At 73.6% G+C, this 13,177-nt stretch carries 11 protein-coding genes and 1 pseudogene; 7 read left to right on the top strand and 5 right to left on the bottom strand.

The genetic code is table 11. The annotated features are described in order from the left end of the window. Positions 1-3: 3 nt before the first annotated feature. Positions 4-291 (top strand): DUF1876 domain-containing protein, encoded by a 288-nt coding sequence (locus tag L3078_RS43010; protein WP_239759869.1) that lies wholly within the window; start codon positions 4-6, stop codon positions 289-291. A 218-nt stretch (positions 292-509) separates the two neighbouring features. Then, the gene (locus L3078_RS43005) at positions 510-1,433 is read left to right on the top strand and encodes a DUF1918 domain-containing protein (protein ID WP_239760719.1); all 924 of its coding nucleotides are present in this window, start codon (positions 510-512) and stop codon (positions 1,431-1,433) included. Positions 1,434-1,515: 82 nt separating this feature from the next. On the opposite strand, the gene L3078_RS43000 is transcribed toward L3078_RS43005, so the two are convergent. Then, positions 1,516-2,190 carry a CBS domain-containing protein gene (locus tag L3078_RS43000; RefSeq protein ID WP_239759867.1) on the bottom strand — a complete coding sequence of 225 codons (675 nt, stop codon included), beginning with the start codon at positions 2,188-2,190 and terminating at the stop codon, positions 1,516-1,518. 212 nt (positions 2,191-2,402) lie between these two features. After that, positions 2,403-3,017, bottom strand: a pseudogene (locus L3078_RS42995) (universal stress protein); the annotation flags it as partial. A gap of 366 nt (positions 3,018-3,383) precedes the next feature. Here L3078_RS42995 and L3078_RS42990 point away from each other — a divergent pair. From L3078_RS42990 to L3078_RS42975, 4 genes are all read left to right on the top strand, one after another. Continuing rightward, positions 3,384-3,608, top strand: a complete 225-nt coding sequence (locus tag L3078_RS42990; protein ID WP_220644422.1) for a hypothetical protein — start codon at positions 3,384-3,386, stop codon at positions 3,606-3,608. A gap of 54 nt (positions 3,609-3,662) precedes the next feature. Further along, complete coding sequence (locus tag L3078_RS42985) at positions 3,663-4,331, top strand: DUF4389 domain-containing protein (RefSeq protein WP_239759866.1); 669 nt, start codon at positions 3,663-3,665, stop codon at positions 4,329-4,331. Positions 4,332-4,368: 37 nt separating this feature from the next. After that, entirely contained in the window at positions 4,369-4,995 is a 627-nt protein-coding gene (locus L3078_RS42980) for a CBS domain-containing protein (RefSeq protein ID WP_239759850.1), read from the top strand. A gap of 377 nt (positions 4,996-5,372) precedes the next feature. Beyond that, a complete protein-coding gene (locus L3078_RS42975) occupies positions 5,373-7,670 on the top strand; it encodes a heavy metal translocating P-type ATPase (protein WP_239759834.1) in 2,298 nt (765 codons plus the stop codon). Between the two features lie 105 nt (positions 7,671-7,775). Here L3078_RS42975 and L3078_RS42970 read toward each other — a convergent pair whose 3' ends face one another. Genes L3078_RS42970 through L3078_RS42960 form a run of 3 tightly spaced genes read right to left on the bottom strand, consistent with a single transcriptional unit; the run spans position 7,776 to position 11,763 of the window. Beyond that, positions 7,776-8,294 (bottom strand): flavodoxin domain-containing protein, encoded by a 519-nt coding sequence (locus tag L3078_RS42970; RefSeq protein ID WP_239759831.1) that lies wholly within the window; start codon positions 8,292-8,294, stop codon positions 7,776-7,778. A 30-nt stretch (positions 8,295-8,324) separates the two neighbouring features. Then, positions 8,325-9,056: a CBS domain-containing protein gene (locus L3078_RS42965; RefSeq protein ID WP_239759815.1), complete on the bottom strand. Its 732-nt coding sequence runs from the start codon at positions 9,054-9,056 to the stop codon at positions 8,325-8,327. A 13-nt stretch (positions 9,057-9,069) separates the two neighbouring features. Then, positions 9,070-11,763 carry a bifunctional acetate--CoA ligase family protein/GNAT family N-acetyltransferase gene (locus L3078_RS42960; protein ID WP_239759813.1) on the bottom strand — a complete coding sequence of 898 codons (2,694 nt, stop codon included), beginning with the start codon at positions 11,761-11,763 and terminating at the stop codon, positions 9,070-9,072. A gap of 661 nt (positions 11,764-12,424) precedes the next feature. On the opposite strand from L3078_RS42960, the gene L3078_RS42955 reads away from it, so the two are divergent. Continuing rightward, positions 12,425-12,778 (top strand): hypothetical protein, encoded by a 354-nt coding sequence (locus tag L3078_RS42955; protein ID WP_338059553.1) that lies wholly within the window; start codon positions 12,425-12,427, stop codon positions 12,776-12,778. The last annotated feature ends 399 nt before the right edge of the window (positions 12,779-13,177 follow it).

The raw sequence follows: 13,177 nt of genomic DNA, 5'->3' as shown, positions 1-13,177 counted from the left end.
GCGATGGCGCACACGTCGGAGTGGAAGGTTCGTCTCCATCTCTTCGAGGACGACGAGGGAACGACCCAGGCCCAGCTGGTGCTGGAGACCGGCGCCACGAAGATCGTCGGGCGCGGCGCGGCGCACCGTCATCCCGCGGACAGCGATGTGCCGGAGATCGGCGACGAGTTGGCGGCGGGCCGCGCCATGAACAACGTCGCCCGGCAGCTGATCAGGGCCGCCGAGCGTGACATCGAGGGCGTGGGAGCCGCGCGACCGAGCAGACCGCAGGAAACCGGATGGCCCCTGTAAGGCCCCGAGGAGGGTAACCGTCATGAGACGCCGTGGACGCCCACCCGGTGGAACCGGAGCTGCCCGGCATGGACGCACGACGCGTCGAGATCACCGGTCGAGCCCGGTCGTACGGGCCCGAGGGCCGACGGCAGGCCACCGTCGGTCCGGCCGCGGCGGGCACGGGCCTCGGTTCGCGGCATCGGACACAGGACGACCCGGAGGAGAGGGGCGGAGCCATGGAAGCTCATGTCGGCGACCAACTCGTCATCGAAGGCACCACGTCCGGCGCCACTCGGCGGGACGGCGAGATCGTCGGACTCCGCCACGAGGACGGCACACCGCCCTACGACGTGCGCTGGTCGGACACGAACGAGGTGACGCTCGTGTTCCCCGGCCCCGACGCCCACGTCAACCATCTCGAACACCCGCCGCCCGGAACGGCCCACGGAGCCTCCTCACGCGCGGCGGGTGACGGTCCGGCCGCCGCCGGACAGGCGCCGACGGCGCACGCCGTCGGTCCCGGTGACATCGGCCGCCGCGTGATCACGGAGCGACGGCGGCAGGGCCTCAGCCGCGAGGAGACGGCGCGGCGCGCCCGGATGTCGCCCCGCTACCTGGCGTACCTGGAGGAGTATCCCGCCGACCCGAGCAAGGCGGCCCTCATCAGCCTGGCCGACGCCCTGGGCACCACCGCCACCGCTCTGCGCGGCGGAGGCGTCGACCTGCCGCCCGGTCAGGGGCAGGCACCGCCGCATCCACGGCTGAGGGACCTCGGCACCGAGGAATGCCGCGAGTTGCTGTCCACGCACGGCGTGGGACGCGTGGCGGTGACGGCACCCGACGGCCGTCCGGCGGTCGTCCCGGTCAACTACGAGGTCGTCGACGACACCATCGTCTTCCGGATCGCCCCCGACTCGGTGCTCGCGGCGGCCGTCGGAAAGGAGGTCGCCTTCGAGGTCGACCACGTGGACGAGCCGCTGAGCCAGGGCTGGAGCGTGCTCGCCGTAGGCCCCGCGAGCGTCGTCACGGACGCCGACGCCGTGCGCCGCCTCACGGGGCAGGCGCACACGACGCCCTGGGCCGGCGGCGCACGGGACGTGTGGGTGTCGATCCGGGCCGTGAGCCTGACCGGTCGTCGGATCACGGCAGCGGACGAGTGAGGCGGCGCCGGACCGGCCGGGCGGTGCCGTGGAGCGTCGCCCGCCGCGGAGAGGGGATGCAGGAAGGACCCCGATCAACCGATCAACCGTCCTCCGTCGGGCCGGGGTCGGCGTCCACGTCGCCGAGCCGGGCGTGCACGTCCACCACGCCCTCCACGGCGCGGGTCAGGCGCTCGGCGACCCAGCCCAGCGCGGGGTCCCGGACCTCTCCACGCAGGGTGACGACCCCGTCGTGCACGGACACATGGATCGTGTGGGTGAGCGCGGGGAAGAGATAGGCCACCACCGTGCGCCGCACTTCCTCCTCGATGTCCTCGTCCGACCGCAGGAAGACCTTCAACAGGTCACCACGGCTGACGACGCCCAGCAGTCGCCCCTCGTCGTCGATCACCGGCAGGCGCTTGACCCGGTTCACTGCCATGATCCGGGCCGCCTGCCCCAGGGTGACGTCCGGGCGCACCACGATCGCGGGCGTGCTCATGACCTCCTCGGCGGTCACCGCGGCCGCCTTGGCGAGGTCCGGCATGCGCCGGAGCCGCTCGGCCCGGGTCAGGTCGCGGTCCCGGAACTCCTCCTTGGGCAGCAGGTCGGCCTCGGAGACCACACCGACGACCCGACCGTCGCCCTCCACCACCGGCACGGCACCGACCTGCCGCGCCGTCATGGCCCGCACAATCTCCTTGAACGGTGTGTCACGACGGACGGCCACCGCCGGGAAGGTCATCACATCGCTGACGATGTGGTGGGCGTCGGGCATGGGGCCACGGGTCCTCGGGAGCAGCGAGCAGCTTGCCATCATTTGCGGTCAAGGGGCTTCGGAGGGTGTTCGACCGCACCTCTCCAGCATCACCGGGCCCCGGATGCTCGCAAGCCGGCACGGCCGCCGGCCGTTCATTTGTGCGCGGAACGCGAGCCCGCTGCCGCTGTGCTCGGTGAGGCTCACGGTGGCGGCGCCGCACGGCGTCGGCGACCTTGCGAGATCACGGAAGGGGTCTGCCAGGCGTGCACGACCCGGAGGCGGGCACGGCGCAGCCGGGCAGCCTCGAACGCGAAGTCGATCACCTCGTCGCACGGATCGTCGAGGTCGAGACCCAGCACCACGTCCCGGTAGCCCGTCCGGGTGGACGCGCCGCCATCCGCGCCGGGCAGATGCCCGTCCGCGGCCTCTTCCTCGGCCCGTACGAGGACGACGGGGCGGGTGGCCTTCGCGACCACCCCCAGCGCGACGGAACCGACCAGGAATCCCGTGAAACCGCTCAGTCCGTGCGAGCCCAGCACGAGCGGTTCGGCCTGCTCGGCGGCCCTCAGCAGGGCCTGGGTGGCCGGGCCCTCGGTCTGCTCGTCGTTCAGTGGTACCTCGGGGCAGCCGGCACGGACACGGTCCTCCGCCCGGCGCAGGACCCGCCGGGCCAGGTACCGCCGGGCGGCGTGCTCGCCCTCGCCCTCCGAGGAGCGGGGTGGCCAGTTCCGGGCGTGTACTGGACGAAGGGCGCGCCCTCGGCGGGCGGCCTCGTGCGCCGCCCACTCCGCGGCGGCCAGGCTCTGCGCCGATCCATCCACACCGGCGACCACGGGCGGAAGCATGACGTGTCCCTCCCCTATGCGGACCACTGGTCACCGTCGGCCGGTGCCGGTCGACTCGTCAGTGCCGGCGTCGTGCCGCCCGGGGCCCACGGGCATGGGCCGCCAGGTCGTCGCGCGGGACCGACCGGCCCCTGCCCGCCCCGGCACGTACACGCCCCGGTCCGGGGCGTGTACGTGCCGGGGTGGGCGAGGGACGTCCGGCACGCCCTGGTACCCGTTCAGCCCCTGGGACCGGGACTCCGTCCGTCGGAGGCTGGGAGCGAGGAGCCGTCCGACTCGACCGGGGGACCTCACCGAGGTCCGTCCGCCCCGGGGCTCCCGCGTCCCGGGCACGGTCCGGGTCCGGGTCCGCTCCAGGAGGGGATCATGATCCCGTTCATTCTGATCGGCGCGGCAGTGCTCGGCGCCTGCCTGATCTTCGGCTACAGCTCGTTCGTCGTCGGCTTCGTCCTGATGGCGTTCGGCTTCCTCGGGCTCATCGCCTTCCTGGGCACCCCGGGCGTGGTCCGGCGGCCCGGCGAACGCGAGGTCGTCCTGGAGGAGCGCCACTACATCGGCGAGCACGACGACCATCGCCACTACCGGCAGTGATCCGCACGTGCCGCAGGGGGGAGACCGAGAAATGCCGGGAAAGGACCGAGAACCATGGCATCGGAAACAGTCCCGCCGAGTGTGAGCCCCGTCCAGCCGGTCCGGCTGACCGCGACCTGTGATCCACAGCTGTCCCGCTGGCTGTGGCTGGTGAAGTGGCTGCTCGCGCTCCCCCACTACGTCGTCCTGGTCTTCCTGTGGGTGGCGTTCGTGCTGGTGGGCGTGGTGGCGTTCTTCGCGATCCTGTTCACCGGCCGCTACCCACGCCCGCTGTTCGACTTCAGCACCGGCGTGCTGCGCTGGAGCTGGCGGGTGGCCTACTACACGTACGGCGCTCTCGGCACCGACCGCTACCCGCCCTTCACCCTCGCCGAGGTGCCGGACTACCCGGCGCACCTGGACGTGGCGTACCCCGAGCAGTTGTCCCGAGGGCTGGTCCTGGTGAAGTGGTGGCTCCTGGCCATCCCCCACTACCTGGTGCTGGGCATCATCGCGGGCGGCGTCCACGTCGCCTGGACCTCGGGAGGGCTGATCGCGCTCCTGACGTTCTTCGCCGGAGTCGCCCTGCTCTTCACCGGTGTCTATCCGCGCGGCATCTTCGATCTGGTGATCGGTCTCGATCGCTGGGTGCTGCGGGTCGCCGCGTACACCTCGCTGCTCACGGACGTCTACCCCCCGTTCCGGCTCGACCAGGGCGGCCGGGAGCCGGAGAGGCTGCCATGACCTGCGGACCCGTCGTCCGTACCCGAAGGAGGCCCCGATGCCTGACTCGCCGTACACCGTGAGCGACGTGATGACCCATACCGTCGTCGCCGTGGGGCGCGACGCACCCTTCAAGGAGATCGTCCAATTGTTCGATCAGTGGAAGGTCAGTGCCCTGCCCGTGCTGGAGGGCGAGGGCCGGGTCGTGGGCGTGGTCTCGGAGGCCGACCTGCTGCACAAGGAGGAGTTCCGGGACGCCGACGACACCTCCGGCGACTTCGCGGCCCGTCTCAAGGCGGGCGCGGTGACCGCCGGCGAGCTGATGAACGCGCCCGCCGTCTCCGTCCGCCCCGACGCCACACTGGCCGAGGCCGCCCGCATCATGGCGCGTCGGAAGGTCAAGAGGCTCCCGGTGGTCGACGCGCTCGGGATGCTTCAGGGCGTGGTCAGCCGAGGTGACCTGCTCAAGGTGTTCCTGCGCCCCGACGAGGAGATCGCGGAGGAGGTGCGCGGCTCCGTGCTCGCCTCGCTCCCGTCCACGGAGGCGATCACGGTGACCGTCGCGGAGGGCGTGGTGACCCTGGGCGGTTCGCTGCCCGAACGGGGACTCGTGCCCGTCCTGGCCCGGTCCGTGCGGGCGGTCGAAGGGGTCGTCGACATCCGTCTCGACCTCTCGCACCGCTGACGGCGCCCGCTGACCGGTCCGCGTGACTCCGCGGTAGCTCCAGGACCGCGCCGTGACCGTCGTCGGCGCCATGCCTTGCGCCGGCCGGCCGGTGCGGGTGGGCGGCCGCCGTCGCACGGCGTCGGCGCGCACCTTGCGGGCCGTTCGGGAGCAAGGACTTCGTACGACACGGAAATGGTGTTCCGTCCTCGTGAACCATCCGTTCCGGCGCCCGGGACCGTTGGGGCGCCCGAGGAGGGGCCGTCCGTCCCCCTGCCCGGTCCGTGCGGCCCCGAGCCCGAACTCCGCTCGCGCGAGACGCTGGGATCGGAGCCCTGTGCCGACCGAAGGCCCGCCCGGCGAGCGGAGCCGCGTCGGCGGGGCCGGGAGGCCGGCTGATGACGCGTGTGCGACTGGCTCGGTACGGGGCGGACGCGCTGCTGTTGGCGGTGACCACGGCGGCGCTCGTCGTCGGCGGCGTCGCCTGGCTGGCGGACGCGCCCGAGACGGCGGATCTGTGCTGGGCGGCCGGGACGGTGGCGGCCGTGGCGCCCTCGGTGGTCTGGATTCTGCGCGCCCTGCACCAGGGGCGCGCGGGCGTCGACGTGATCGCGGTCCTGGCCCTGGGCGGCACACTCGCCGTACGCGAGTACCTGGCCGGGGCGCTGATCGCGGTGATGCTGGCGACCGGCAGGGCGCTGGAGACAGCGGCGCGACGGCGGGCCTCTCGCGATCTGAGCGCGTTGGTGCGGCACGCCCCCCGATCGGCGCGCCGCCGCACCGGGTCCGAGGTGTGCACGGTCGCACTGGCCGAGGTCGCGGTGGACGATCTGCTGGTGGTCGGCCCCGGCGAGGTCGTCCCCGTGAACGGTCGGGTCGTCGACCGGTCCGCGGTCCTGGACGAATCGGTGCTGACCGGTGAGTCCCTGCCCGTCGAGCACGGCCGGGGCGAACTGGTGCGCAGCGGGGCCGTCAACGCGAGTGCCGCCTTCGAGCTGCGGGCCACCGCCACGGCGGAGGACAGCGCCTACGCCGAGATCGTCCGGCTCGCCCGGCAGGCGGGTGCCGAGACCGCCCCGGTGGTGCGTCTGGCCGACCGGTACGCCGCCTGGTTCGTGCCGCTGAGCCTGGTCGTGGCGGGACTGGCCTGGCTGGTCGGCGGGTCGGCGACCTCCGCGGTCGCGGTGCTGGTGGTCGCCACGCCCTGTCCGCTGCTGCTCGCCGCCCCTGTGGCGATCGTCTCGGGCCTCTCACGGACCGCACGTCGGGGCGTCGTGGTCCGCGACGGCGGCGCCCTGGAGAGCCTGGGCAGGGCGCGCACCCTGGTCCTGGACAAGACGGGCACGCTCACGGCGGGCCGCCCCCGGGTGGTGGACGTCGCCGCCGCCCCCGGGCTCGACGCCAGGGAGGTGTTGCGGCGGGCCGCCTCCCTCGACCGGTTCTCCCCGCACGTCCTGGCCCAGGCTCTCGTCGAGGAGGCCGGGCGGCGGGGGCTGGAGCTGTCCTTGCCGGCGGACGTCGACGAGGAGCCGGGGCGGGGGGCGACGGGCCGCGTGGACGGCCGTGCGCTCTCCGTGGGTCGTATGTCCATCGGGGCGGAGGCCGCCGCATGGGTCCGCGCCGTCGACAACCGGGCCGTGCTCGACGGGGCGTCGGTGGTCTGGGTGAGCGTCGACGGCGAGGTCGCCGGTGCCGTCCTGCTGCGGGATCCGCTGCGCCGGGACGCCTCGAGGGCGCTTCGGCGGCTGCGTTCGGCCGGCATCCGGCGGCTGACGATGCTCACCGGTGATCGCGCCGCACCCGCTCGTGAGGTCGCCACCGTCCTCGGCCTCGACGACGTGCGGACCGGGCAGTCCCCGGCCGACAAGGTCGCGGCGGTCCGTGCCGAACGCGAGCGCGCCGTCACCGTGATGGTCGGCGACGGCGTCAACGACGCGCCCGCGCTCGCCGCCGCCGACGTCGGGGTCGCCATGGGGGCTCGGGGCTCCGGCGCCTCCTCCGAGGCGGCCGACATCGTGCTCACCACGGACCGGGTGGACCGGCTCGCCGACGCCATGGGCATCGCAGTACGCGCCCGCCGTATCGCCGTGCAGAGCGCGCTGGGCGGCATGCTGATGTCCCTGGCCGCGATGGTGGCGGCGGCCTTCGGGCTGCTGCCTCCGGCCGCCGGAGCCCTCCTCCAGGAGGGCATCGACGTGGCCGTCATCCTCAACGCCCTGCGTGTGCTGCTCCCGGACCGCGCCGACGTCCAGGTGCTCACGCCGACCGCGGAGGAGCTGGTCCACCGGTTCGCGGCCGAGCACGACGATCTGCGCGAGGTGGTGGAGGCGGTCCGCGCGGCGGCCGACCGGCTCTCCGAAGCCCCGCGGGACGAGGCGCGGGCGGCCGTCGAGCAGGTGCACCGGCTGCTGACCGAGCGGCTGCTGCCGCACGAGCACGCCGAGGAGCACCAGCTCTATCCGGCGCTCGCCGACTCGCTGGGCGGCCCTGAGGCGACGGCCACGATGAGCAGGGCCCACGCCGAGATCGACCGTCTCGCCGGCCGCATCGCCACGCACCTCACCCTCACCGACGCGGACGGCAGGCTCCGCCCGGAGAACCTCGACGACCTGCGGGCCTGCCTGTACGGCCTGTACGGCGTTCTGCGGCTGCACTTCGACCAGGAGGAGGAGAACTACTTCTCGCTGGCCCCATGAGGACCTGGCGGTGAGGGACCTGGCGCAGCACGGCCGACGGAACGGGGGCACACGGTGCGGCGGGCGATCCGCCGCCCGCCGCACCGTGCCCGCTCGTCTCCGGTTTCAGCCCTTCCTCTGCTCCTGCGGCGCCCCCCGCAGTTCCTTCGCGATCCGGCCCGCCCACGCCTCGATCGAGGGGAAGTCCCGGAAGTCGCCTCCCTTGCCGGACTCCAGGATCCGGTGGGCGATGAAGCCCTTGGCGCCCTTCTCCAGGCAGCCGCCGAAGGTGATGTGTTCCCTGGCGTCGAAGCGGATCATGGCCCTGCGGACGCCGGGCACGGGCGGGATGTCCCGCTCGGAGGCGGAGGCGTCGAGGGGGCCGCTGCTGAACAGCCACAGCGGGCGCAGCGGGAGCTCGCGCCGGTGTTGGCGCAGGAACCGGCGAGCGTTCTTCTGCCAGCGCCCGGCATACACCCCGGCGCCGACCACGACGGCGTCGTACGGCATCAGGGTGACGACGGATTCGGCGGGCCGGGCCTCGGCCGTCAGCCCCTCCTCGGTCAGCGTCTCGGCGATGGTCTCGGCTATCCGGGCCGTGGATCCGTTGGTCGTCCCGTAGGCGACCAGGACTTTGACGGTCATGGCGGTACGTCTCCTCTCACGGCCTGCGCGTCACAGCCCGCGCAGCCAGTGGTCCGTGACTCCGTGCTGCGCCTGTCCGGCCGGCTCGATGTGCGCGTCGTCCAGCCGCCAGGTGAGTTTGTCGACCACGCCGACGACTCCGTCGACCTGGCGGGTCATGGAGACGGCGATCTCCGTCTCGCTCTTGCGTTCCATGTGGCCGGAGAGGGTGACGACGCCCTGGTCCACCGCCACGTCGATGCTGTGCGGGGCCAGCCACAGGGTGCGCGTCAGCACTTCCCGGATCACGATGTCGCGGATCTCGTCGTCGGGCCGCAGGAAGACCTGGAGCAGGTCGCGCCGGGTGACGATGCCGACGAGGCGCTCCTCCTCGTCCACGACGGGCAGCCCTTCCACGCGGTGCCGGGCCATGGTCCGGGCGGCCTCGACGACGGTGTCCTCGGCGTGCAAGGTGATCGGCGGCTCGGTCATCAGCAGGCCGGCGCCAAGGGCGCGCGCCTTGGCGGCCTGCCGTCGTGCCCGGCGGGTCAGCGGGGCGAAGCGGAGGCGCCGGGGCGGCTCGTACGGGTCGGGGGCCTGCGCCTGCCGGGCCATCAGATCGGTCTCGGAGACGACCCCGATGACCTTCTCGTCGTCGTCGACCACCGGCAGTCCGCTGATCCGGTGGTCGGCGAGCAGCTGGGCGACCTCCTTGAACGGGGTGTCGTACGCGGCACGGACGACGTCCGTCGTCATCACGGAGCCGACCTTGTCGTGCTTCATCTCTGTTCCCTCCTCAACGAAGGCGCCGCAGATAGGGGTCATGGGGCCTGCGGGGCAGCAGGCGTACCCGCGCGTCGAGCACCGAGACTCCGGCCGATGTCGCGAGCACGGGGTTGAAGTCGGCCTCGGCGAGCTGCGGCAGGTCGGCCGCCATGCGGGACAGGCCCAGCAGCAGCCGTTCCAGGCGTTCGAGGTCGACCGGTCCGCTGCCGCGTGCCCCGAACAGCAGCGGGGCGCAGCGCGGCGCGGTGATCAGGTCGTGGACGTCGTGGTCGGTGAGCGGGGCGAGCCGGGCGGCGTGGTCGCCGAGGACTTCGGTGGCGGTGCCGCCGAGTCCGAACAGCACGAGCGGGCCGAAGACCTCGTCCTGGACGACACCGGCGAACAGTTCGGTGCCGCGTGGGGCGAGCGGCTGGACGACGACGCCGTCCATCAGGTCCCCGAACCGGGTCTCGAAGTCGCGGAAGGCGGCGCGGACCTGGGAGTCGCCCTGGAGGTCGAGGTGGACGGCACGCTGTTCGCTCTTGTGGACGAGGCCCGGCCAGTGGGCCTTCATGACCACCCGGCCGTCGGGGCCGCGCAACCGGTCTGCGGCGAGGACGGCGGCGTCCTCGGTCTCGGCCCAGGCCCAGGGGATCTGCGGGATGCCGTAGCAGGACAGCAGGTCGGCGCAGGCGCGCGGGTCGAGCCAGCCGCCTTCCGGATGGGCGGCCAGGAACGTCTCGGCGAGGTCGTGGACGCGCTGGGCGTCGACGCCGTCCAGGTCCGGAACCGTTCCGGCGGGGCGGGCGAGCCAGGCGTTGCGGCGGGCGGCGTGGGTCAGGGCCCGGGCCGCGGCCTGGGGTTCGGCGTACGACGGGACGGTGCCGCCGCCGGTGGTGGGCAGCAGCCGGACCGGAAGGTCCTGTTCGAGGCGTACCGCGGCGACCGGCTTGATCCGGTGGCCCCGGGCGTCGGTGAGTGCCCTGACGAGGTCGTCGCCGGTGGCCGCGGCGACCGCCGTGGGGACGAGGGCCAGCAGCACGGCGTCGATCCCGCCGTTCCGCAGGACCCGTTCCACACAGTCCTTGAGCTGTTCCTCCGTGACGGCGGCGGTGGCGTCGACGGGGTTGCCGACGGAGGCGCCGCCGGGCAACAGGGTGAGCAGATCGTCGACCAGTTCGGGGGCGAACGCCGGAAGGAGCAGTCCGGCCTCCACACAGGCGTCGGCGGCCAGGACGCCGGCGCCTCCGGCGTTGGTGAGAACGGCGACGCGGAAGCCCTTCGGCAGGGGCTGGGAGTGCAGCAGGGCGGCGGTTTCGAGGAGTTCGCCGACCGAGCCGGTGGCGGTGACGCCGGCCTGGGTGAACAGGGCTCTGCGGGTCATGGTCGGGGTGGCGGCGGCGGCCGTGTGCGAGGCGGCGGCCCGGCGCCCCGCCTCGGTGCGGCCCGCGTCGACGGTGAGCACCGGCAGACGGCGGGTCACCCGGCGCGCGGTGCGCGAGAACGCCCTGGGATTGCCGAAGGACTCCAGGTGGAGCAGGGCGAGGTCGGTGCGGCCGTCGCTCTCCCACCACTGGAGCATGTCGTTGCCGCTGACGTCGTACTTGTCGCCGAGCGAGGCGAACGAGGACACCCCGATGCCGAGCCGGGTCAGCCCGTCGAGCAGCGCGATGCCCACCCCGCCCGACTGCACGGCGACACCGGCGGTGCCGGGGCTCGGATGGCCGACGGCGAAGGTGGCGTCGAGGCGGACGGCGGGGTCGGTGTGGGAGATGCCCAGGCAGTTGGGGCCGACCAGGCGCATGCCGTGGGAGCGGCAGGCCGCCATCAGGGCCCGTGCCTGGTCGCGGTCCAGGCCCGCCGTCACGACGAGCAGGGCCCGTACGCCGGCCTTGCCGCACTCCTCGGCCGTGGCGGGGACCGCGGCGGCGGGTACGGCGACGACCGCGAGGTCGGGGGTGCGGGGCAGGGCGGAGACGGACGGGTGGCAGGGGACCCCGAAGACGGACGTGGCGGCGGGGTTCACCGCGAACAGCCGTCCGGTGAAGCCGCCGGTCTGCAGGTGGTGCAGGACGGCACGTCCCACGGAACCGGGCTTGCGGCCGGCGCCGACCACGGCGACGGTACGGGGTCGCAGCAGCGGCACCAGGCTGGCGACATCGGCGGCCCGGCCGCGGGCCTCGACGGCCGTGAGGTAGGTGTCGTCCTCGGTCAGGGCGATGGCGCAGCGCACCTCGGGGCCGTCGAACCTGCGGGACATGCTCAGCCCGAGGTCGGAGAAGAGCCGGAGCACCTCGCTGTTCTCGCTGAGCGCGTCGGCGGTGAAGGTGGTGATGCCCTCCGCCCGGGCGGCCGAGACGAGGTGTTCGATCAGCAGGGTTCCGACGCCCCGGTGGTGCAGTCCGTCGGCGACCGCGATGGAGATCTCTGCCGTGGCGGTGTCCTCACCGGTCTCGTACTCGGCGAGGCCGATCACCTGGCCCTCGCGCTCCGCCAGCAGCGCCCGGTAGCCCGGACGCCGGGGGGCGCAGGCCCGGTCCGCCGCCAGCTCGGCCGAACGGCGGCTCGCCGCGAAGAACCGCAGCCGCAGATTCTCCGGGGACATCTCCTCGTAGAGTCCTTGCAGCTGCTCGTGATCGCCACGCTCCACGGCCCGGATGCGCACGGTCGTGCCGTCCGCGAGCAGGGCGTGGACAGGGGGGCGGCTGAGCAGGTCGTCCGTCATGGCAGGTTCTCCTCCGGGCCGGTGACACTTCGAGCATCCAGCGGACGGGGAGGTGGTCCCAGGGGCTGTTCGGGGGCGTGTATGGGGCCGGTCGGCCCCGACCGGACGAGTCCGACGGCCCGGGGCGCCACGGCACCTCGGCAGCGGCAGACGTCCTCGCCCTGGTTCTCCCGGCGGAGTGAGAGGGCCGGTCGGCCTTCGGCGTCGGGGCGGGAGCGGAGGAGCGCCCGGCCGCGGCGGTGGCGGCCCGGCCCGCGCGGCGGGCGGTCGGCGGGAGGCCGACCTGCGTGGTGCGCGAACACGCCCCTGCCGGTCCCGGAACGGCCCGATCCGCCGCGGATCGCGCTGCGTCGGCCTGCGGGCAGCCGGTGCATCCGGCAGGGCCGGCGTGCGGCCCGCCTCGGAGTCCCTCACCGCGTGATCCACTCGGGACGGACGTGGTCGGCGCGGAGCGGCCCACCTGGTCGTACCGGCCGAGGAAGCGGAACTGCCCGTCCTCGACCCCCCGAGTGACCTTCGAACCCGTCATGCGCCCGGCCTTCGCGCAGACCGCCGGCGAGGCGGCCGAGGGCTGGGTGTTCGAGGCCCCCACAGCGAACCGCAGTCGTCGGACACCGAGGCCGCCAAGGCGTTCACCGCCGCGTACCGCGACCGCTTCGGCGTGCCTCCCGCCCGCTGGGCAGCCGAAGCCTACGACGCGGTCGGACTGGTCATCGCCGCCCTGGACGCCCACGGCGGCGGTGCCGGCATCACTCCCGGGCAGGTCGTCGAACGCCTCTTCGAACTCCGCCACGACCGGGTGGACAAGCCCATCCGCTTCACCCAGGACCTCACCCACGCCCTCGAACCCGAGAACACGAGCTTCCTGCACCAGGGCCGCGGCCCGGGCCGCGGAGGTGCCCGAGTAGACGACGGCCTCGGGGCGCGTGGCCGGCGCGGCGGCGACGGCCGGGCCGAAGCCGTCCGTGCCGGACGCCACCGGGTGAACCGTGGCGCTGCCGCCGCCGGGCGGTGACTCGCGCAGATTGCGAGCGGTCTCGGCCATCCCGGGATCGGCCTGGTCCTGGACGACGGCGGTGCGCTCGACCTGGTGCACCCGGGTCAGGTAGGAGAGCACGGGCAGGGTGCGGAAGCTGGACGGGAGCACGGTCGCACAGCGGGTGCGGGTCTCGTCGGAGGACAGTCCCAAGCCGCTGGAGTCGACCGCGAGGGGCAGGACCGGCGTGTACGCCTTCCCGTACCGGGGGGACCACCACGTGGGCCGCGGCGACGGTGGTGGGGCCGATCACCGCGCACAGGGACCGCTTCGCGAGGAGTGTGCGGGCCCCTCGATCACCGTGGCGACACCAGCCGTCGCATGCCTGTACCGATGCCTCCGCGGTACCGTCCGGTTCCTCCAACCATCCACGTTCGC

Source organism: Streptomyces deccanensis (assembly GCF_022385335.1).
Taxonomy (GTDB): Bacteria; Actinomycetota; Actinomycetes; order Streptomycetales; family Streptomycetaceae; genus Streptomyces; species Streptomyces deccanensis.
This window is presented reverse-complemented; position numbering and strand designations above follow the sequence as displayed.

Excerpts from the sequence above, each read along its gene's own strand:
- L3078_RS43010 (WP_239759869.1), top strand. The coding sequence starts at position 4 with ATGGCGCACACGTCGGAGTGGAAGGTTCGTCTCCATCTCTTCGAGGAC.
- L3078_RS43005 (WP_239760719.1), top strand. The coding sequence starts at position 510 with ATGGAAGCTCATGTCGGCGACCAACTCGTCATCGAAGGCACCACGTCC.
- L3078_RS43000 (WP_239759867.1), bottom strand. The coding sequence starts at position 2,190 with ATGCCCGACGCCCACCACATCGTCAGCGATGTGATGACCTTCCCGGCG.
- L3078_RS42990 (WP_220644422.1), top strand. The coding sequence starts at position 3,384 with ATGATCCCGTTCATTCTGATCGGCGCGGCAGTGCTCGGCGCCTGCCTG.
- L3078_RS42985 (WP_239759866.1), top strand. The coding sequence starts at position 3,663 with ATGGCATCGGAAACAGTCCCGCCGAGTGTGAGCCCCGTCCAGCCGGTC.
- L3078_RS42980 (WP_239759850.1), top strand. The coding sequence starts at position 4,369 with ATGCCTGACTCGCCGTACACCGTGAGCGACGTGATGACCCATACCGTC.
- L3078_RS42975 (WP_239759834.1), top strand. The coding sequence starts at position 5,373 with ATGACGCGTGTGCGACTGGCTCGGTACGGGGCGGACGCGCTGCTGTTG.
- L3078_RS42970 (WP_239759831.1), bottom strand. The coding sequence starts at position 8,294 with ATGACCGTCAAAGTCCTGGTCGCCTACGGGACGACCAACGGATCCACG.
- L3078_RS42965 (WP_239759815.1), bottom strand. The coding sequence starts at position 9,056 with ATGAAGCACGACAAGGTCGGCTCCGTGATGACGACGGACGTCGTCCGT.
- L3078_RS42960 (WP_239759813.1), bottom strand. The coding sequence starts at position 11,763 with ATGACGGACGACCTGCTCAGCCGCCCCCCTGTCCACGCCCTGCTCGCG.